The sequence below is a fragment of the Cobetia sp. UCD-24C genome (genome assembly GCF_001306765.1).
Taxonomy (GTDB): Bacteria; Pseudomonadota; Gammaproteobacteria; order Pseudomonadales; family Halomonadaceae; genus Cobetia; species Cobetia amphilecti.
On record NZ_LJTD01000008.1, the window covers coordinates 212,570 to 233,068 of the forward strand.

Annotated in this window: 19 protein-coding genes; 9 read left to right on the plus strand and 10 right to left on the minus strand. The window is 62.1% G+C overall.

The features are described 5' to 3' along the window. Positions 1 to 131 precede the first annotated feature (131 nt). From AOG28_RS12925 to AOG28_RS12935, 3 genes are all read right to left on the minus strand, one after another. A complete protein-coding gene (locus AOG28_RS12925; RefSeq protein ID WP_054556698.1) occupies positions 132 to 1,796 on the minus strand; it encodes an AMP-binding protein in 1,665 nt (554 codons plus the stop codon). Between the two features lie 574 nt (positions 1,797 to 2,370). Then, positions 2,371 to 4,104 (minus strand): BCCT family transporter, encoded by a 1,734-nt coding sequence (locus AOG28_RS12930; RefSeq protein WP_054556699.1) that lies wholly within the window; start codon positions 4,102 to 4,104, stop codon positions 2,371 to 2,373. A gap of 543 nt (positions 4,105 to 4,647) precedes the next feature. Then, the gene (locus AOG28_RS12935) at positions 4,648 to 6,675 is read right to left on the minus strand and encodes a BCCT family transporter (protein ID WP_082388772.1); all 2,028 of its coding nucleotides are present in this window, start codon (positions 6,673 to 6,675) and stop codon (positions 4,648 to 4,650) included. Positions 6,676 to 6,942: 267 nt separating this feature from the next. Here AOG28_RS12935 and AOG28_RS12940 point away from each other — a divergent pair, with 267 nt between their 5' ends. Beyond that, on the plus strand, positions 6,943 to 7,500 hold the full coding sequence (locus AOG28_RS12940; protein ID WP_054556700.1) for a hypothetical protein: 558 nt from the start codon (positions 6,943 to 6,945) through the stop codon (positions 7,498 to 7,500). 125 nt (positions 7,501 to 7,625) lie between these two features. Here the strand turns inward: AOG28_RS12940 and smrA are convergent, their stop codons facing one another. The 6 genes from smrA to AOG28_RS12970 form a co-directional block, all read right to left on the minus strand. Further along, the gene (gene smrA / locus AOG28_RS12945; protein WP_235507028.1) at positions 7,626 to 8,267 is read right to left on the minus strand and encodes a DNA endonuclease SmrA; all 642 of its coding nucleotides are present in this window, start codon (positions 8,265 to 8,267) and stop codon (positions 7,626 to 7,628) included. Between the two features lie 155 nt (positions 8,268 to 8,422). Next, positions 8,423 to 9,499, minus strand: a complete 1,077-nt coding sequence (locus AOG28_RS12950; protein WP_200906786.1) for an extracellular solute-binding protein — start codon at positions 9,497 to 9,499, stop codon at positions 8,423 to 8,425. A 1-nt stretch (position 9,500) separates the two neighbouring features. After that, on the minus strand, positions 9,501 to 10,283 hold the full coding sequence (potC, locus tag AOG28_RS12955; protein ID WP_043333579.1) for a spermidine/putrescine ABC transporter permease PotC: 783 nt from the start codon (positions 10,281 to 10,283) through the stop codon (positions 9,501 to 9,503). Then, positions 10,280 to 11,161 (minus strand): spermidine/putrescine ABC transporter permease PotB, encoded by an 882-nt coding sequence (potB, locus tag AOG28_RS12960; protein WP_043333577.1) that lies wholly within the window; start codon positions 11,159 to 11,161, stop codon positions 10,280 to 10,282. The genes potC and potB overlap by 4 nt, the downstream gene beginning before the upstream one ends. After that, positions 11,158 to 12,291, minus strand: coding sequence for a spermidine/putrescine ABC transporter ATP-binding protein PotA (gene potA / locus AOG28_RS12965; RefSeq protein WP_054556701.1), 1,134 nt, complete (start codon positions 12,289 to 12,291; stop codon positions 11,158 to 11,160). Before potA ends, potB begins: the two co-directional genes overlap by 4 nt. Positions 12,292 to 12,830: 539 nt before the next feature. Beyond that, positions 12,831 to 14,114, minus strand: a complete 1,284-nt coding sequence (locus AOG28_RS12970; RefSeq protein WP_160317879.1) for a YihY family inner membrane protein — start codon at positions 14,112 to 14,114, stop codon at positions 12,831 to 12,833. Between the two features lie 105 nt (positions 14,115 to 14,219). Between AOG28_RS12970 and AOG28_RS12975 the strand changes: the two genes are divergently transcribed. The 4 genes from AOG28_RS12975 (at position 14,220) to AOG28_RS12990 (ending at position 16,458) form a co-directional block, all read left to right on the plus strand. Next, positions 14,220 to 14,579, plus strand: coding sequence for an arsenate reductase family protein (locus tag AOG28_RS12975; RefSeq protein WP_043333573.1), 360 nt, complete (start codon positions 14,220 to 14,222; stop codon positions 14,577 to 14,579). 78 nt (positions 14,580 to 14,657) lie between these two features. Further along, positions 14,658 to 15,290 (plus strand): NAD(P)H:quinone oxidoreductase, encoded by a 633-nt coding sequence (gene wrbA, locus AOG28_RS12980; protein WP_054556703.1) that lies wholly within the window; start codon positions 14,658 to 14,660, stop codon positions 15,288 to 15,290. Next, a complete protein-coding gene (locus tag AOG28_RS12985) occupies positions 15,291 to 15,698 on the plus strand; it encodes a DUF2069 domain-containing protein (RefSeq protein WP_054556704.1) in 408 nt (135 codons plus the stop codon). Positions 15,699 to 15,948: 250 nt separating this feature from the next. Further along, positions 15,949 to 16,458, plus strand: a complete 510-nt coding sequence (locus AOG28_RS12990) for a c-type cytochrome (RefSeq protein WP_082388774.1) — start codon at positions 15,949 to 15,951, stop codon at positions 16,456 to 16,458. Between the two features lie 106 nt (positions 16,459 to 16,564). On the opposite strand, the gene AOG28_RS12995 is transcribed toward AOG28_RS12990, so the two are convergent. Next, positions 16,565 to 17,323 (minus strand): cytochrome b/b6 domain-containing protein, encoded by a 759-nt coding sequence (locus AOG28_RS12995; RefSeq protein WP_054556706.1) that lies wholly within the window; start codon positions 17,321 to 17,323, stop codon positions 16,565 to 16,567. Positions 17,324 to 17,662: 339 nt separating this feature from the next. Here AOG28_RS12995 and AOG28_RS13000 point away from each other — a divergent pair, with 339 nt between their 5' ends. The 4 genes from AOG28_RS13000 to AOG28_RS13015 all read left to right on the plus strand — a co-directional run bounded on the left by AOG28_RS13000 (position 17,663) and on the right by AOG28_RS13015 (position 20,475). Continuing rightward, complete coding sequence (locus tag AOG28_RS13000) at positions 17,663 to 18,553, plus strand: AzlC family ABC transporter permease (protein ID WP_082388775.1); 891 nt, start codon at positions 17,663 to 17,665, stop codon at positions 18,551 to 18,553. Next, positions 18,550 to 18,924 carry a branched-chain amino acid transporter permease gene (locus tag AOG28_RS13005; RefSeq protein ID WP_054556707.1) on the plus strand — a complete coding sequence of 125 codons (375 nt, stop codon included), beginning with the start codon at positions 18,550 to 18,552 and terminating at the stop codon, positions 18,922 to 18,924. The genes AOG28_RS13000 and AOG28_RS13005 overlap by 4 nt, the downstream gene beginning before the upstream one ends. A 70-nt stretch (positions 18,925 to 18,994) precedes the next feature. Then, entirely contained in the window at positions 18,995 to 19,645 is a 651-nt protein-coding gene (gene pdxH, locus AOG28_RS13010; RefSeq protein ID WP_043333565.1) for a pyridoxamine 5'-phosphate oxidase, read from the plus strand. A 302-nt stretch (positions 19,646 to 19,947) separates the two neighbouring features. Then, complete coding sequence (locus tag AOG28_RS13015) at positions 19,948 to 20,475, plus strand: hypothetical protein (RefSeq protein ID WP_054556708.1); 528 nt, start codon at positions 19,948 to 19,950, stop codon at positions 20,473 to 20,475. Positions 20,476 to 20,499: the final 24 nt, after the last annotated feature.

Genomic DNA, 20,499 nt, shown 5'->3' on the forward strand with positions numbered 1-20,499 from the left:
CCTTGAAACACGAACGCCCCGCTCATTGAGCGGGGCGTTCGTGTTTCAAGGGCTATGATTCAGGGCTGTGTATACCGTCTGTGATTACGGCCCGAGTTTCAGGCTGTAACAGGGAGAAAACACAGGCAAGGTCAGGCAGATTCCGGCGGCGAGTCGCGCAGTTCACGTCTGAGCACCTTGCCGACATTGGTCTTGGGCAGCTCGTCGATGAAGACCACCTGACGCGGCACCTTGTAGCTGGCCAGTTCCTTGCGCGACCAGTCTCGCAGCGCATCCGCCTCGAGCTCTGCGCCGTCCTTGAGCACGACATACAGTTTGATCGCCTCACCACTGCGCTCATCCACCACCGAGACGGCGGCCGCCTCGAGCACGTCCGGGTGACGCACGATGACGTCCTCGACCTCATTGGGATACACGTTGAAGCCGGAGACGATGATCATGTCCTTCTTGCGATCGACGATGCGCATATAGCCATCGTCCTGGAAGACCGCGATATCCCCGGTGCGCAGGAAGCCATCGGCAGTGAAGCTGTCCTTGGTTGCCTGCTCACGCTGCCAATACCCCTTCATCACCTGCGGCCCCTTCACGCACAGCTCGCCCGGCTCCCCCATCGCGACCAGCGCACCCTCATCGTCATATAAGCGCACCTCGGTGGAGGGCATCGGCCGACCGATGGTGCCGAGCTGAATGGCATCCAGCGGGTTGAACGACACGATCGGCGAGGTCTCGGTCATGCCGTAGCCCTCGGAGATATCGCTGCCGGTGACCCGCTTCCACTCTTCTGCCGCCTTGCGCGTCAACGCCACGCCCCCTGAGGTGGTGATCTTGAGCTTCGAGAAGTCCAGTGCCTGGAAGCCGGGGTTGTTGCACAGCGCCACGAACAGCGTATTGAGACCGACGAACATCGTGAAGTCGTGCTTTTGCAGCGTCTTGACGAAGCCCGGGATATCGCGCGGATTGGGAATCAACAGGGTGTGATTGCCTTCACTGAGCATGCAGGCCAGATGAATGGTGAAAGCGTAGATGTGATAGAGCGGCAACGGCGCCACCAGCGTCTCGTGGCCGGGGTTCAAACCCTGCGTGAGGGCCATCTTGCCTTGCAGCATGTTGGCGAGCAGGTTGCGGTGAGTCAGCATCGCGCCCTTGGCGACCCCGGTGGTGCCGCCGGTGTACTGCAGCACAGCGACATCATCGAGTGCCAGTGTCGGCCGCTCCCAGCGCTCGGCCTTGCCCTGCGAAATGGCCGTGCGCAGCGGGATGGCGTCGGGCAGGTGATAGCTCGGCACCAGTTTCTTGACGTGCTTGACCACGGTGTTGATCAACAGCCGCTTGAAGGCCGGGTGCATGTCGCCCAACTCACAGACCAGCACGTACTCGAGGCCAGTGCGCTCCCGCACGCGTTCGACCTTGTCCGCCATGTTGGCCAGCACCACCAACGCCCGCGCGCCGGAATCATTGAACTGATGCTCCATCTCACGTTCGGTATACAGCGGATTGGTATTCACCAGCACCAGGCCTGCTCGCAGCACGGCGAAGGCCACCACCGGAAACATCAGCGTATTGGGCAGCTGGATGGCGACCCGATCGCCCGGCTTGAGGTCGGTCTCATGCTGGAACCAGTCCGCCAGCTGGCGACTGGTGGCATCCAGCTCCGCAAAGGTCATGGTGCGGTCCATGCAGGTAAAGGCAGGACGCTCGCCATGCGCCGAGCAGGCCTTCTCCAGCATGTCCATCAGGGAGTCGTAGCCGCTGAAATCCACCTCCTGAGAAGACCGCAGGCACGACATGCCACTCATGTCGCCTGCCGTTGGCTGTGCTCTCGAAGCGTCGGGCGAGGCATCGGCCATGTGGGAAGGTTCTGTAGTGGAATCGGCAGTGGTATCGGTAGTGGACTTGCCTGACTCATCGGGTCGAGCCGCTAGGGGATCATGCATGGCGTTGCTCCTTGATCAGTACGTGGGGCGCTCGGCGTCACTGCCCCCGCTACCTTGTTGTTGTAGACGTCGTTGCAAGACATCGTTGTGAGACCAGATCGAAAGACATCGTGGTGAGATGCGTGGTGAGGCGCTTTCGGGACTCCGTCGGGTGGGTGTCAGCCTGTGGGCCCTTCACTGTCGACAGCATAGCCGCAAACCGATGCTGCGCGCCGTTGGCGGAATCGATGGACCTGTCAGCATTGGAACATACGTACGTTTGATATTGCCTTGCGACCTTGGTGACATGCGCAGGCCTGCTCTGGAGCAGGGAAACAGCCCTGAGCCCAAGGAGGTAAACAGCCCTGTCCCGAAAGCGAGAAACAACGAGGCCCCTGCCCAGGGGCAGAGGCCTCATGTCTTGCACACCAAACGCATACGCCTGGCAAACGGCAACTCAGGAGAGGTCGCGGACCTCGTTCTCGATCATCTTGCGGATATGCTCCTCGTTCTCGATCATCGTTTCGCCGTCCTCGCGCAGCGATTTCAACAGCCCGATCATCATGGCGATCAGCACGAAGGTGAACGGCAAGGCGCCGGCGATCGAAGCAGCCTGCAGGGACTTGAGCGCCTGATCGCCCCCCAGCAACAGCAGGATCAAGGTCACGGCGCCCAGCATCATGCCCCAGATGATGCGTTGCTGAACCGGAGGACGACGACCGAAGGCCAGCAAGCGTCCCAGCACCAGGGTGCCGGAATCCGCAGACGTGACGAAGAAGATGATCACCACGACCAGCGCGGCCACCTTGGCCACGGTCGCAGCGATGCCGGGTGTGAGCACCTCGAACGAGTGGTAGAGGGTGCCGGCGTAGTCCCAGTTGGTGACCGCAGCCGTGTAGATGCCCATGTCGGCCCCGTACAGGGACTGATAGATCCCAGCCGAGCCGATGACGCCGAACCAGACCAGCGCCACGATGGAGGGGATGACCATCACCCCGAGTATGAATTCACGGATGGTCCGGCCGCGCGAGATGCGGGCAATGAACATGCCGACGAAACCGGCCCAGGCGATCCACCAGCCCCAGTAGAAGATGGTCCAACCGCCCTGCCACACTTGCTCGTCCGGCGTGCGCGCCGTCCACAGTGTCATCGAGACGCCATCGGTGAGGTAATCCCCGAGCGCGGTGATGGAGCTCGCGATCAGATAGTTGGCGTCGCTTGCCAGCAGGAAGTAGGCAAGGATGCCGAGGCAGACCCAGGTATTGAAGGTGGAAAGCAGCTTGATGCCACGTGCCACGCCGCTGGTCGCTGACAGGGTAGCGATGACGCTGATCAACACGATGGAGACCACGGTCACCATGCGTGACTTCTCTTCGATGAGGCCCAGTGACATCAGGCCGGAGCCGATCTGCTCGACGCCCAGACCGAGCGTGGTAGCGATGCCGAAAATGGTGCCGAATACGGTCAGGATATCGACGGTATGCCCGATGGGCCCGTAGATCCGGTTGCCGATCAGCGGATAGAGGGCCGAGCGCATCGAGAGCGGCAGGCCCTTGCGGAAGGCGAAATAGGCCAGTGACAGCCCGACGATGGCATACATGGCCCAGGCGATCGTGCCCCAGTGGAAGACGGTGAGCTTGATGCCACCGGCGGCCGCTTCCGCGACGCGGCTGTCAGGCACCGGGAAGCCTTCGTCCCCCGGCATGAGACCACTCGCCAGGGCGGCCTGCTTGGCTTCGAAGAAGGCGGCGACGGCCGCCTTGACGTCAGCACTCAGAAACGGATTGCCGCCGCTCCAGTCACTCGCGAAATGGATCATGGGCTCGGACATCGAGAAGAACAGCATGCCCGCGCCGGTCCCGCAGCCGAACAGCATCGAGAACCAGGCAAAATTGCTGAACTCGGGACGCTCATCGTCACGCCCCAGCCGAATCTTGCCGACACGCGAACACATCACGTAAAGACAGACCACGAAGGTCGAGAACATCACCAGCACGTAGTACCAACCCAGGGTGCTCTCTATCCAGGCCTTGATGCCCAGAAACTGATCGCTGGCCGTCTTGCCCAACAGAATCGCATAGAGAATGAAGAACACGGTCATGGTGATCGCGGTGATACCGAGCGTCGAGTTGAGTCCCTTCAAGACACCTCGCTGCTCGATGAGTGCATCCAGTTCCTTTCCTTTCAACATGTTTCTACCTCGTGACGGGTTTTTATTATCATTTTTCATGATGCCGCTATCGTCGTTCGTGACATTGGTACCGTCGTTCATGACATCGGTATCGTCGTTCGTGACATCGGTACCGTCATTCATGACAGCGGTATCGCTGTTCATGACTGCGGATGCCGGGGCTCAAGGAACCCCAGTCGTCATGGGGACATTGCGGGCAGATCGCGTTCACCTTCGGCCAGTCATGGGCGGGAACCCTGGCAGACGACAACACCACGGCATGTCATCTGACCCCAGCCGATATGCGACTTTGTGGGGAGAGTCCATGCTATAGGCCCCCCGCTTGCGAGACCAATAAGATCTCGACGCCGCCTGGATAAGCAGCGCTAATGCCTGAGCCGAGAAAAAGAGGCCTCACATTGCGGCGTCTTTCGGCAGAGGTCCTATCCAGGCCGCTTCCTTCAGGGAACCTCATCCAGACAGACAAAAGCCCCTGGCGGATCTCTCCACAAGGGGCTCTTGCGTCATGACGACGCGTGAAGCGTCACTGACTGCCCGCTCAGATCATTGACCGACGGACTGGCTCAGACGCAGCTGGTGCAGGTAGTGCATATGACGCTCGTACTGCTCGAGCAGATCATTGATGACCTGGTCCTTGCTGTAGCCCATCAGGTCATAGGACTGACCGCCTTCCTTGAGGAAGACTTCGGCACGACAGTAGTCCTCTTCATCCCCCTCGTCTTCCTGGTCCAGATTGAGGTCCGGACGCAGGTGAGAGCGAATGCGCACGCCGTAGATGAAGTCATCTTCCTCACCGTGGCGCGCATTGAAGTAGACGCGATCACGGCTGGTGGTGACGTCGACTTCCAGCCCCTGGCTGCGCAGCTCTTCGGCCAGCTCCTGCATGCCTTCCGCGACAGTGCCGCGCAGGAAGCCACGTACCATGGCGCGCGTCGGGAAGCTCATCAGGTGCTGGGCACGCTTGCGCCAGTTGCCCTTCTCGCCCATCGGCGTCGCGGCTGCGGTGTTCACCGACAGCGAGCGGCGCTTGACGGACTCGAGATTGAGCTGACGCAGCAGACCGAAGATCGCGGCCAGCAGGATCATGCCGAACGGCAAGGCGGTGGCGATGGTGGCGGTCTGCAGTGCCCCCAGCCCACCGGCCAGCATCAGCACGATGGCCAAAAGACCCACCGCGAAGGCCCAGTAGATACGCTGCCAGGTCGGGGTGTCTTCACGACCACCGGAGGCCAGCATGTCGACCACCATCGAGCCGGAATCCGCCGAGGTGACGAAGAACACGATGACCATCACCAGCGCGATCACCGAAGTGATGGACGACAGCGGCAGCTGCTCGAGGAAGGTGAACAGGGCCAGCGAATAGTTGTCGTTGACGGTATCGACCAGCGCCGTGACGTTCTGCTCCAGAATCATCGAGATGGCGGTGTTGCCGAAGATGGTCATCCACAGCAGGGTGAAACCGGCCGGCACGAACAGCACGCCGATCACGAATTCCCGGATGGTACGGCCACGCGAGACACGCGCGATGAACATGCCGACGAACGGAGACCAGGACATCCACCAACCCCAGTAGAGCAGCGTCCAGCCACCGATCCAGTCATTGGGTTCGTAGGCGTAGAGCTCGAAGGTCTTGCCGACGATATCGGCCATGTAGAAGCCGGAATTCTGGACGAACGCCTTGAGCAGGAAGGCGGTCGGGCCGAGCAGCAGCACGAACAGCAACAACACCACGGCAAGGCCGAGGTTGATCTCGGACAGGATGCGGATGCCCTTGTCCAGGCCAGTCACGACCGAGATGGTGGCAAGGCCGGTGATCACGACGATGATCGCGACCTGGGTCCAGTCGTTGTTCGGCATGCCGGTCAGGTGCGAGAGCCCGGCATTGACCTGTGCCACACCGTAGCCCAGCGTGGTGGCGACACCACAGACGGTGCCGACGATGGCGAAGATGTCCACCGCATGGCCGATCGGGCCGTAGATGCGCTTGCCGATCAGAGGATACAAGGCACTGCGCAGCGTCAGCGGCAGGTCATGGCGATAGCTGAAGTAGGCCAGAATCAGCGCGACGATGGCGTAGATCGACCAGGCATGCAGCCCCCAGTGGAAGAAGGTCAGCTTCATCGCTTCACGCGCGGTCTCGACCTGCTCCGGGGTACCCGTCGGCGGGTTGAGAAAGTGCATCACCGGCTCGGCCACGCCGAAGAACATCAGACCGATCCCCATGCCCGCCGAGAACAGCATCGCGAACCAGGTGACGTTGCTGTAGTCCGGCAGTGAGTGGTCTGGCCCCAGGCGAATCTCGCCATGGCGTGAGAAGCCGACATACACCACCGAGATCAGCACGATGGCCACGCACAGGATGTAGAACCAGCTCACGGTGTTGGTGATCCAATGCTGGACCGACTCGAACACGGACATGGCCGTGTCCGAGAACACCGCGGTGAAGATCACCAATAACAGGATGATGGCATTCGCGCCGAAGAAGACCGGCGGGTTGACCTTGGCAAACAAGCCGGTGCGCGGCTCGGCAATGGCATCTTCGCCACCGCCCGCTGCAGGGGTATTGCGCATGGAGATTTCCTTGTGAGTGTCCGGGAGAGACGCCGTGGGCTGTCTCGGCGCCCTGCTGGCAAACAACACTATAATGAAAAAACATGATCAGATTGCGCGCGGATAATATCACCTAATGCCTATATGACCAATGTCTTGTCCAACTACCGTCCAACTTCTTGGCACACACATGGCGCAGGATGCCATTTGTTTTCTTGATGCTTGCACACTGGCACCCAACGTCATCGGCACACTCAAATGCCATGCTGGTCACACAGGAGTAAACGCATGAGTCGCAATCGTCATTCCGGCAAGGGCCCCCTGCGCGCGCTCGCGCTGTCTCTCTCCCTGTTGAGTGCCCTGCCAGCCACGTCCGCCATGGCGGGCCCGGGGCATGGGCGCTTCGATGGGCCGGGCTACATAGGCCCCGATATCGTGATCGGGCATGGTGAGCCCGGTCGGCTGATTCGCTGGGCACCGGGTGGCCCGGGGCACGGTCATGGCCTGCCCGCAGGGGCGCGCGGTGTCTGGGTGGGCGCTACGCTGTATTTCCTGGCGGCAGGCACCTATTACCTGTGGGAGGAGAGCCAGCAGCAGTATCTGCCGGTCCAGGCCCCCGCTCAGGCGACACTCACGGCCGCAGCGGTCGATGTCATCGCCTACCCCACCAAGGGCCAGAGTGAAGACCAGCAAGCGCGTGATCGCTATGAGTGCCATCGCTGGGCCAATCAGCAGAGTGGCGCCGAAGCCAATTCCGCGGCACCGCCCGTGACCGCCAGCAACGCAGACACCTATCGCCGCGCGCTGAGTGCCTGCTTCACCGGTCGCGGTTACAGCGTGCAATAGTCAGCTTGAGCCATGAATATGAAAAAGCCCCGCCAGCTCGCGACAATCGCGGCCTGGCGGGGCTTTCTTGTGTCTGTCTGCTGGTTGCGGATTTGCCTGCTTGCGGGATTTGCTGCTCGCAACGATCAGCCGCGCCGCTTCTGGTGCCGTTCGCGGTTGTTGTCACGCGCCGTGCGGGATTTGCGCAACATCACCAGCGTCGCCCCCAACCCACCGTGGCGTGGCGTGGCACTGCTCCAGGCCTGCACCTCGGGCATCTGCTCCAGCCAGTGCACCAGGTAGGCACGAATCAAGGCGGCATGCGATTCGCTATCACGCCCCTTGCCATGAATCACCAGCAGGCAACGCAACTCAGTGCGCCAGGCTTCCTGAATGAAGCGATGTACCTCACGGCGACACTCGATGAGCGGACGACGCATCAGATTGAGCTGCGCCTCGGGTGGGTAGCCGCCCTGGCGCAAGCGCTCCAGCACACCGGTCTGGATGCCATCGCGGCGAAACTCGACCGGGTCATGCGGCGAGAGATGCTCCACGTAGCTGTCGGACAGCCCGTCCAGTTCATTGCCCAGGGTCTTCTGTGCGTCTTCACGCCGTGCCAGCTGAGCCTCGCTGGGGCCCTTGCGGGCCGTGGTGACATCGGCGCGGTCCTTGCCGCGCGTCAGGGGAGCAACGCCTTGCATCTCACGACTGAACAGATCATCCGCCTCGGCACTGCTCAACTCACGGGCATGCGCCGCCGACATCATTGCAGGGGAAAAACGTGACATGGCACCCTCCAGTCTTCACCAGGACGTGTCAATTACGTGGAGCGCGCAGCCAAGGTCGACAAACGACGACGCCCCGAGACAGAGCATGCCTCGGGGCGTCGGTTCAGCTCAAGTCGCTGACGTGATTTCTTGCGTCATCACGCCTCAAGGGCGGATCAATGCCCGGTCTTGAGCTGCTCCCAGTACTTCTGATAGATCGACAGCGCATCGCCGACATCGGTCTGGAATTCGCCGCGGGCGAGATCCTGCTGAGTCGGGAAGACCACCGGGTTGTCACGCACTTCCGGGTCCATCATGTTCTTGGCCGCCAGGCTCGGCGTGGTGTAACCCACGTACTCGCTGATTTCCTTGCTGACTTCCGGGCTGATCAGGTAATCGATGAACTGATAAGCCGCATCGACGTGACGCGCGTTGGACGGAATCGCCATGGTGTCCATCCACAGGATGATGCCTTCCTTGGGATAGACATACTCGACCGGCACGCCTTCCTGGTTAGCCTGATAGACCTCACCGTTCCAGATCAGGCCGGCATCGACCTCACCCTGCATGAAGGGCACGCGCGCCGCGTCTGAGTTGAAGGCACGCACGTTGGGCATCAGCTGGGTCAGCTTCTCGTAGGCCGCCTTGATCTCGTCCGGGTCCGTGGTGTTGCCACTGAAGCCGAGGCTTGCCAGTGCGACATGGAAGACTTCACGCATGTCATTGGAAAGCAGCAGCTTGTCACGATACTTGTCGTTCCACAGATCGTTCCAGCTGGTCAGTGCGCCCTCTTCGACATAGTCCGGGTTGTAACCGATACCGGCGCTGCCCCACATGTAAGGCACGCTGTACTGGTTGCCCTTGTCGAAGTCACGATCGACCAGGTTGGGGTCGAGGTCCTCGAAATGGTCTAGCTTGCTGACATCCAGCTTCTGCAGCAGGCCTTCACGCGCCATCTTGTCGATGTAATAGGTCGACGGGAAGACGAGATCGTAGCTGTTGTCGCTGTCCAGCAGCTTGAGCTTGGCGTACATCGCTTCGTTGGAATCGAAGGTGGAGTAGACGACATCGATGCCGGTCTGCTCTTCGAAGCGCTCGATGACCTCATCGGGCATGTACTCGGTCCAGTTGTAGACGTAAAGGACCTTGTCGCTGTCATCCGCGGCCAGAACGGGGGCGGATGTGGCCACGGAAGCCAGGCTGATGGCAGCCATCAGGCCAGCGGCGCGCAGCGGGAAACGGGTACCTTGCATGTTATTTTTTCTCCTTGAGCAACAACTGTGAAATCAACAGCAGACAGAGCGACAGCCCCAACAGCAGGGTTGCCAATGCATTCACTTCAGGTTTGAGCCCCAGCCGCACCATCGAGTAGATGCGCAGCGGCAGCACCTCGAAGGTCGGCCCGGTGACGAAGGTCGAGATCACCACATCATCCAGCGACAGGGTGAAGCTCAGCAGCCAGCCGGAGGCGATCGCCGGCATCAGCGCCGGTACCAGCACGTGCCAGACGGCGCGGGCTTCACTGGCACCGAGATCACGCGCCGCTTCCAGCAACTGCGGGTTGATGCCCGTCAGGCGGGAATAGACGGTGATCACCACGAACGGCAGACAGAAGGTGGCGTGCGAGACCAGCAGCGAGAAATAGCCCAGCTGGATCCCCAACGCAATGAACAGCGCCAGGAAGGCGATCGCCATCACGATGTCCGGCATCATCATCACCGTGAACAGCATGCCATTGAGCAGCGGCTTGCCGCGGAAGCGATAGCGATAAAGCGCAGTGGCCGTCAGCGTGCCGATCAGGGTCGCCAGCGTCGCCGCCGTCACCCCGAGCCATAGCGTATTGAGCGCAGCCTCCATCAGATTGCCATTGCCTAGCAGCTTGTCGTACCAGCGCAGGCTGAAGCCGCCCCACACGAAGGGGTTGCGTGAGTCATTGAACGAGATGCCGATCAACACCAGGATCGGCACATACAACAGCGTGAAGATCAGCGTCAGGTAACAGCGGCTGAACCAACGCAGCGCGGCGCTTGCCTTCATAGGGTCACCTCACGCTTGAAGAGCTTGACGCTGCGGTAATAGGCCAGCAGCAGGAACGCCATCACCAGCGTCAGCATCACGCTGATCGCCGCGCCGAAAGTCCAGTTGTTGGCCTCCAGGAACTGGCCCTTGATGATGTTGCCGATCAGCGGATGGCGCGAGCCGCCCAGCAGGTCCGAGACATAGAACATGCCCATCGCCGGCAGGAACACCAGCAGCACGCCCGCGATGATGCCCGGCATGGTCAGCGGCAGCACGATATGGCGGAAGGTGGCCAGGCCATTGGCGCCCAGGTCGCGGGCCGCCTCCAGCGTCGGGCGGCTCAGCTGCTCGAAGACGGCATACAGCGGCAGGATCATGAACGGCAGCAGCATGTAGACCAGCCCCACGATCACTGCCTCCTCGGTATACAGCAGGCGCAGCGGCGCATCGATCAGGCCGAGGTTCATCAGCACATCGTTGAGCAGCCCGCGCGTCGCGATCAGCGTGCGCAGGGCATAGATGCGGATCAGCGAGTTGGTCCAGAACGGAATGATCACCAACAGCAGCAGCAAGGGCTGCAGGCGCGGGCTGGCCCGCGAGATCATCCACGCGAAGGGATAGCCGAGCAGCAGACAGATCAACGTCGTGATCAGGCCGATCCACAGCGAATGGCCGAAGACACTCAGGTACACCGGGCTGATCATCTGGCCATAGTTGGTTAGAAAGCCCTGCCACAGCGTGCTCAGCGACAGCTCACCGCCCAGCAGCTGGCCGGTGTTTTCCGGCATCAGACTGACCAGTACCACCAGCAGCGTCGGGGCCAGCACCAGCACGATCAGCCAGCCCCAGATGATGGTCAGGGTGGCGGTCTTGAAGGGGTTGCGCACCAGACTCATGCACCCGCCCCCGTCACGGCCGGCTCATCATCGGGCAGGATGATCTCCCAGTCCGGCACCCAGCTGACGCGCACGCGCTCGCCGAGGCGGTAATCGAAGTCAGGGTCATCCTCGTCGAAGAACTCGCTGGCCAACAACTGCTGACCGCTGTCCAGCTCCAGCACCGTGTCCAGGGTCATGCCCTTGTAGTTGCGCTCGATGACGCGCGCCGGGAAACCTTCGCTGTCCTCGGTGCCCTTGAGTCGCATGTCTTCCGGGCGCAGCAACACCTGCACCGCCTCTCCGCCCTGATAGGTGCGGCCATGGCTGCTGAGTTCCAGCGTCTGACCGAGCAGCGTTATCTCGATGCGTCCGGCCGTCGCCGCGGGGCGCACGACCTGCGCCGCCAGCTGGTTGATCTCACCGACGAAACGCGCCACGAACAGCGTGCTCGGCGATTCATAGACCTCCCGCGGCGTGCCGATCTGCTCGATGCCGCCTTCGCGCATCACCACCACGCGATCGGACATCGACAGCGCCTCTTCCTGATCGTGGGTGACGAACACGAAGGTGATGCCCAGGCGACGCTGCAGGCGCTTGAGCTCGTTCTGCATCTGCTTGCGCAGCTTGTAATCCAGCGCCGACAGCGGCTCATCGAGCAGCAGGACACGGGGACGCTTGACCACGGCGCGGGCAATCGCGACGCGCTGCTGCTGCCCGCCGGAGAGCTGGTCCGGGCGGCGGTCCGACAGATGGGCCAGTTGCACCATCTCCAGCGCTTCGCGCACCCGCTCATGAATCTCGGCCTTGGCGACCTTTTCCATGCGCAGCCCGAAGGCCACGTTGTCGTAGAGGTTCATATGCGGAAACAGCGCATAGCTCTGAAAGACGGTATTGACCGGGCGCTGGTGAGCGGGACGCTCATGCAAGGCCGTCGACTCGAGCGTGATGGTGCCGCTATCCGGCGATTCGAAGCCGGCGATCATTCTCAGCACGGTGGTCTTGCCGCAACCGGACGGGCCCAGCAGCGTGACGAACTCACCATCGTTCAAATCCAGGTCAAGGCTGTCCAACACCTTGCGATCACCAAAGGTCTTGGAAATGCCACGCAGCTTGACCAGCGGGGCCTTCTCAGGAGCAGAGCTTTTCATCGGCGGGTTGTCACCTCCAGCGGGCGCCGCGAACGGCACCCTCATGCATGTCAGGCGCGCCAGGGACTGGCACGCCACATCGTCAATTCCATCGTGCCTGGCCACCGGCTGACTGCCAGCTCTCGCCTCGCCGCTCGCTGTGGCGCTGGCGCGCAGGTCGCGCAAAGGTCACATCAGTCAGCGGGCAAGGCGCCGTCGCCAGTCTGGCATGCCAACCTTTCACTTGCGTGTCTGCCCGGCGGGCCGCCACCAGCTGACCTGTCTCACTCATACCTCGCCCTTACCTCGCTCACACCTCAGTCAGGCTCTCCAGCGTACAGGCCGAATTGCGGCAAGGCAGGCAAGCGGTTCCGGTTGATGTGCGAGAGACAAAGGAAAAGGCCCGAACAGGTGTCGGGCCTTTTCATTGGCGTCATCGCTTTCGATATCGGGGCATCGGTATCCGCCTCAACCCCCGTCGGGGCGAGCAGACGGCACAGGGTGCGCATTCTGCCCATTCGACTTCAGGCTGTCACCTTGCAATCGCGTTCCAGTGCCGCTCAGGAAGTCGCAAGTCGCGGATCTTGCAGTTCTTTTTCCTCCTGAGCCATGGCCTCATCACCCACCTCACCGACACTGGGCAACACCTCGACCAGGCCACAGGTCATGCGCTCCTTCTCGGCGGCACGCGCGCGCGCCAGCGCCTCACGCAGGGGTTCCAGACGCGGATGCGGCGCTTCGCCCGCCTCGCCGGCCGGCAGTTCCCAAGGCAAGGCGTGCGCCATCTCCCACAGCGAGTAATGGCTGAGATCACGCCCGAGCACCCATTGGCCATCCTGGGTCTGACTGGCGATGTTCTCGGCGATCAGCGGCTTGAGCACACGACGATAACGACTGCCCAGCACTTCCGTGAGGCGATCATCGGACAGCGGCTCACCGCGCTCATGGGCATCCTTGAGCAGCATCACGGCGCCGAGGGTCTGCCAGAACGGCGGCCAGCGATGCCAGTCAGCGTTGGAGCGCTCGCCCATCCAGGCCGCGACTTCCGCCCCCAGCAGCACGATGCACCAGGACAGGAACACCCACAGCAGGAAGAGCGGAACGGCCGCGAAGGCGCCGTAGATGGCCTGATAGGACGGGAAATGCGTCACGTACAGCGAGAAGCCCGCCTTGGCCAGCTCAAGTGCCAGCGCCGTGGTCAGCGCGCCGACCGCGGCGTCACGCAGGCGAACCTTGCAGTTGGGCACCGCGGCATAGATGAAGGTGAAGGCCGCAGCGCTCAACAGCGGCGGCAATAGACGCAGCAACAGGGCCTTTCCGCCCAGCATCTCGGCGGCCGAGTCGAAGAAGGACAGCGAGGTCAGAAAGGACGACAGCAAAAAGCCCGAGCCCAGCATCAGCGGCCCCAGCGTCAGGACGGCCCAGTACATCAGAAAGCTCGACAGTCCCTTGCGCCCTTCCGGCACCTGCCAGATGGCATTGAAGGCGCCTTCGATGGTGATCATCATCATCACCGAGGTCACGAACAGGAAGATCAGACCCACCGAGGTCAGATTGCGCGCCTGACCGGAGAATTCGTTGAGATATTCGAGCACCGTGGCGCCGGTCGAGGGCAGAAACTGGGAGAACACCGTGGTCTGCAGTTGGTCGCCCACGCCGTCGAAACTCGGAATGACGGCGAACATCGCATAGATGACCGTCATCAAGGGCACGATGGCGAAAAGCGTCGTATAGGTCAGTGCCGACGCGGTCTTCTTGCCGTCGTGATAGTTGAAACGTGATACCAGCTTGAGGATGACGCCGATGGCGGGCATGACCCGCGAGATCCCTGGCAGTTGTGGCATTCTTGTGCGCCCCTCTACAATGCGTGCCTGATTCATTCGCCACCGCCGGCCATGGCCAGTAGCGCTTGCGTGAAACCCATCACCTGTCCGGAAACGGAGACAGTCATGTCAATATTGAAACTCTACCATAACCCACGCTGCTCCAAGTCACGGGAAACACTGGCGCTTTTGACCGCGCGCCTCGAGGGCGATGCCTTCGAGACCGTCCGCTACCTGGAAGACCCCCTCGATCGTGAGCAGCTCGAGGCCCTGGCCGCCCGAGTGGAAGGCGGCGCGCGGGCTCTGACCCGTGAGAACGAAGCCGAGTGGAAGGCACTGGGTCTTGTAGACCCCAGCGATGCGCAACGCCTTGACGCGATTGCCGCAACGCCGAAATTGATGCAGCGGCCGATCCTCGATGATGGCACGCGTGCCGTCATCGGTCGCCCGCCCGAAGATGTGCTGGTGCTGTTGAGCGACGCCTGATCCCCTGATGACAGGGTGTGCTCACGCAAGCGCCGCGCTTGCCCCTTTCGATAGATTGTCATCCACCTGAGGAAGCTCATGTCCGCAACGCCCCCCGACGCGACGCCGTACGTCCTCGTCCTCTATTACTCGCGCCATGGTGCGACCCGCACGCTGGCCGAGCAGATTGCCGCCGGCATCGAGTCCATCAGCGGTGTCGAGGCACGCCTGCGCCGGGTGCCCGAGATCTCGGCCACCTGCGAGCAGACCGAGCCGGAAATCCCCGACAGCGGGGCCATGTATGTCGAGCTTGACGACCTGCGTCACTGTTCGGGCCTCGCGCTGGGCAGCCCGACCCGCTTCGGCAACATGGCGGCGCCGCTCAAGTACTTCCTGGACTCCACCAGCGAGCTGTGGATGAACGGCGCCTTGATCGACAAGCCCGCCACTGCCTTCAGTGCCTCAAGCTCTCTGCATGGCGGTCAGGAAACCACGCTGATCACCATGCTGATCCCGCTGCTGCATCATGGCATGGTGTATGCCGGTGTGCCCTACAGCGCCACCGAGTTGCTCGAGACCACCCAGGGCGGCACGCCCTACGGCACGACCCACGTCAGTGGCAAGCGTGGCGACAACGATGTCGATGACAACGAACAGCGCCTGGCACTGGCGCAAGGTAAGCGTATCGCTCGCCTGGCCCTTGCCATGCAACCTATCAGGGAGACGAAATAGATGCGCGCCTGGCTTGAACGACTGGAACGTGAGCAGGGCCTCGACACGCTCGAAGCCAAGAGCCGTCGCGGTGTGATCGCAAGTTTTGCGGCCGTCGCCCTGCTGCTGCTGATCGGCGGCATTCAGCTGATGGCGCAGAGCGAGAACAGCGGCCTGCTGCCGCTGTTGATCCGCCTGCTGCCCATCGCACTGTTTCTGCCCGCCATCTTCACCCGCCGGGCACGTGGTCATGTCTGGCTGGCCTTCGTCAGCCTGCTCTACATCATGCAGGGCGTGATGCTGGCCGGTGTGCCTGGCCACTCCGTCATCGGCGTTCTGGAAGCACTGGCGGCACTGGGGCTGTTCATTTCCAGCATGGCTTACGCCCGTTTCCGCTCGCGCAACCTCAAGCGTCAGCCGCAGGCCTGATCAAGCCCTGGCCTCTCCATTGCCCGCCCTTCTCGTCGTGCCTTGTTCGGCTAGAATAGCCGACTAAAATAAGCGACTAGAATAGCCGTAAAATAGCCGACTAGAATGGCGGGTATCGGTTTGCGCCTTCCCACGGCGGCTTGCCGCTTTCCCTACCGCTACCCACCGCTTCTTCCAGCGTGTCTCCTCAACCATCGCGAGCCGCCCATGCTGTATCGGCTTTGCGAGTTGACCACAGCGAGGCTTTGCCATGATCGGCCTGACAACACATTTGTCTTTTTACTGCCCTGCGGGCATTTCGCGCTACCGCCTGAGCACTGGCGTGCTGGCGGCTGGCGTGGTGCTTGCCAGCCTGTTGGCGTCGCCTGCGGCACTGGCTGACAAGACGGAAGATGCCATCCAGTATCGCCAGGCAGTCTTCCAGACGCTGGCGTGGCAGTTCAGTCCGATGGGCGCGATGGTCAAGGGCAAGCAGGATTATGATGCCGAGGAGTTTCGCACTCGCGCCGAGCGACTGGTGCTGTTGGCGCAGATGCCATGGGAGGGATTCATCGCCGGTTCCTACGACGGTGATACCGACGCGCTGAGCAAGATAGAGAGCGACCGTGCAGGCTTCGACAAGCGTGCAGAGGCGCTGATGACCCAGAGCCGGGCATTGGCCGACGCCGCCGCCAGTCAGGACCTTGACGCCCTGCGCAGCCAGTTCGTCGAGACAGCCAAGACCTGCAAGGGCTGTCATCAGCAGTATCGCGCTGACTGAGATAGCCAAAGCTCCGTCAAGAAGCAAAAGCGCCGCCATGAGATTGCTCGTGGCGGCGCTTTTGCGTCTTGGCATACTTGAGGGCGAGAGCAGGAGTGAGCAGAGCTTACGGCAACTGCGCCCCCTGCCAGATGACCACAACGGCAATACCGATCGCCAACCCCAGCGCGAGCCACCTGCGTGGGCGTGAAGGTGGCACTGGCTCACCCTCGTCTGCCACCGACTCATCGCGCCTGAAATGCTTGCGGCCATGCACCATCGCCCAAATCAACCACTCACCGCGCAGGCCATGCCAGACGATGGCCATCAGATGCAGGGCGATCAGCCCCCACAGCAGCGTGATATTGGTGTGATGCACCCAGGCCAGCCCCTCGGCGACACTCGTTGAGACCCGATCATGCAGGGGCCCTTCGAACAGCAGATCATCGGTGAGAAACAGCCCGCTCGAGGCCTGAATCGCCAGCACCAGCAACATGACCAGGGTCATCCAGCCCCCCAGGGGATTGTGGCCTGCATGGCGTGGCGCGCGCCCCGTCAGGAAATCAGCGGCGTAACGCCAGGTCGTGCGCGGTGACGCCACGAAGCGGCTGAAGCGAGCATGCCCGCTGCCCACCAGCCCCCAGATGACGCGAAACACCACCAGCCCGATCACGCAATATCCCAACCGTGCGTGCCAGACCATCGGGAAATCGAGCCCTGCGCCCACCTCGGCGGTGTACCACATGCCGATGATCGCCAGAATCAGCAGCAGGTGAAACAGCCGGATGGCCAGCCCCCAAATCACGACACTGCGCAGCGGCGAAGGCACGCGCTGATCGGTAAGTAACGTCTCAGACGAGGACTTGCGGGATCGGTTCGAACTCATCCTGATGACTCCCTCAGCGAATGAACTTTTGGTGGCATAGCATGCGGTCAGGCAGTGATGACAGCCAACGAGCGACTACAGGCCAGTATAGGTGGACTCGGTCTGGCGGCTCACGGTAAATCAATCCGCCCTGCCGGCATGAGACATGTGAAATATCAGCAATGAAGCGCTGATTCAGCACTTTCCACTGCCAGCTGCCACCTTGGCAGCATCGCCTGACGCTTGATGACATTATATGCTGCGTAGATTGTCCGCGGCTTACCGGGACTCGGCCTCTTGAAGGCCCCCCTGCATGTGCCGCCCGTCTTCACCTCGCCTGCGCAGAACGGAACTCTCGCCATGTCATCGCCATTCACGGCCAGTACCTCGCACGCCTCCCGGGACGACGACGCCGGTGCGGGCTCGCCTCACCGGCATCCCGTCAGCAGTCGCCACCTATGGCAGCAGGCACTCAACCAGACCCTGCCGGTGATGTTCGGCTATATCCCGCTGGGCGCTGCCTTCGGCGTGCTGTTCACCCAGCTGCCGTTGAGCCCCTGGCTGGGCCTTCTCATGTCACTGGTCATCCTGGCTGGGGCCGGCCAGTTTCTGGCGGTAGCATTGCTCGGTGCAGGCGCCGGCATCACTGAGGTCTTCGTGGCCACGCTGCTGCTCAATTCGCGCCATCTCTTCTACGGCCTGTCGCTGCTGGAGCGCTTCCGCGCGGCGGGCCTTGGCAAGCTTTACCTCATCTTCGGGCTGACCGATGAAACCTACTCGCTGCTGGCCAGCCTGCCGCGCAGCGGCGAACGCGATGATCCCGTGGCGCGCCGTGATGACCAGCGCCTGATGTTGCGCATCACCTTCCTCAACCAATCCTGGTGGGTACTGGGGACGCTGCTGGGTCTGGCAGCCGGACAGCTCAGCTTTGACAGCAGCGGCATCGAGTTCGCGTTGACGGCGCTGTTCGTGGTGCTGGGCATCGAACAGTGGTTCGCCCTGCGCGAGCGCTGGCCCTTCATGCTCGGCCTGGTGGTCACGCTCGCGGGCCTGTGGCTGCTGCCGGAAGATCAGCTGTTACTGGGCAGCATCGCGGCAGCCTGCGCTCTCCTGCTCGGGCAATATCATTACCAGCGTGGCAAACATCAGCCACACGTCACGCCAGCCCCGCGTGACGATCATCCCCCACACGGCAAGTCTGGCGCGTGCCAGACTGAGCACAATCAAGCCTCGGAGCACACCACCCCATGACGACCCTGCAGGCCTTGCTGTTGATCGCCGTGTCAGCCGGTGCGACCTTCGCCACGCGCGCGCTGCCCTTCGTGTTTCTGTCCCGCCATTCGGCCCATCCGCTGATTCTGCATATGGGCCGCTATCTGCCGGCCATCGTCATGGTCGTGCTGATCATCGTCTCGCTGTCGGCCATGCAACTGCCTGACATGTCAGAGTCCGCGCACCGCATCTCGGCCTGGCAAAGCTGGCTCGTAAGCGCCGAGGGCGCTGGCATGCTGGTCGCGGCCCTCTGCGTGGCAGGACTGCATCTGTGGCGACGCAATGCGCTGCTCTCGATTGCCGTCGGTACCGGGCTTTACATGGCGTGGCTGCAGCTGGGCGGTGTCTGAGGCTTGCGATCCAGCACGTGAGCGGTCACAGTCATGTCATTACATGAGCAATTCATCAAGGGAGCCCACCATGAACCGCGATATCGCCGATGTGCGCAGAACCTATTCCGGTGATGGCCTGAGCCTTGCGAACACGCCGCTGGAACCCTTCGAGCTGTTTCAGGAGTGGTTGACCAGCGCCCTGTCCGCCGATGACAACGACGCCAATGTCATGACGCTCTCCACCGTCGACAGCCAGGGCAAGCCGCATGCGCGCATCGTGCTGCTCAAGGGCTGCGACAGTGAAGGCTTCATCTTCTATACCAACTATCAGAGCCACAAGGGCAGCGAACTGGCCAATGTGCCCTTCGCTGCGCTGACCTTCTGGTGGCCCGCGCTGGAGCGCCAGGTGCGCATCGAAGGCAGCGTCGAGAAGGTCGCGGATGCCACCTCCGATCAGTACTTCGCCTCACGCCCCAAGGAAAGCCAGCTGGGCGCCTGGGTCTCTCAGCAGAGTGTCGAGATTCCCGATCGCGAGTGGCTCAGCGAGCGCCAGGGTCGCTTCGAGCAGGTCTATGCCACCACCGAGGTGCCGCGTCCGGAGCATTGGGGCGGCTATCGCGTGGTGCCGGAGATGATCGAATTCTGGCAGGGGCAGCCCTCGCGCCTGCACGATCGCGTGCGCTACCAGCGCCTGGACACGGAAGACGGCGAATGGCACAAGCAACTGCTGGCGCCCTGACCCGCTAGCCAGTCTGTGCCGATAGCCAGTCTGCGCCACAACAGGCGCTCTTCTCGAGGCTCCGCTCATGCGGGGCCTCTTGCGTTGCCGTTCGGGTTACCGTCCGGGTGCCGCTACTGCTATCGATTGCGCTATCCCTTGAGACCCCACGGTGCAGATTCGCGCGGTCAGCGACTTGCCCTTGCTGGACACAAGCCGGACAATGGCCGCCCTTTCGGCCTCTCGAACGCCAGTCAGCCTGCGCCCTTCATAGCGCACCCGACATGGCCTGCGATGCCAGACACGCTCAGATTGGAGGCTTCATGGCCTGGGATGACAGCGGCACCCCCAAGGTGGCACGTCAGACACTGGTAGACCGTCTGCTGGCCGGCTATACGCCGTCCGACAGTCATGGCATCTCGCTGGTCGATCACGCCGTGGTCGGCAATGTGCTGTATACCGTGCTGGAGCACCCTCACGGCCATACCTTCATTCGCCAGCACCTGATGCAGGCCCCCAAGAATGGTGACCCCAGCCGCTGGGAATACCATATTCGTGACGAAGGCACGCCAGACATTCCGCTGCAATGCCCGGAAGAGCTGCTCGAACAGTCGACGGCGCCCGGTGAGATTGCCGCCCAATGGCGCGCCGACACCCGCGCGGCGCGTGATGCTGCCGCGACGCGCAAGCGCAAGATCAAGAAGCTCAAGAAGGGTGAGCTGCTGACCGCCCTGGATGGCAGCCAGGTGATCTTCGTGCGCGCCTTTACCGCCAGCCTCTTCATCGGTCGTGCGCCAGAGGATGGTGAGGACGATGAGTACGAGTATCACTGGCAGGATATCTCGCTCTAGACCACATTGGTGCTCTAGACCGCG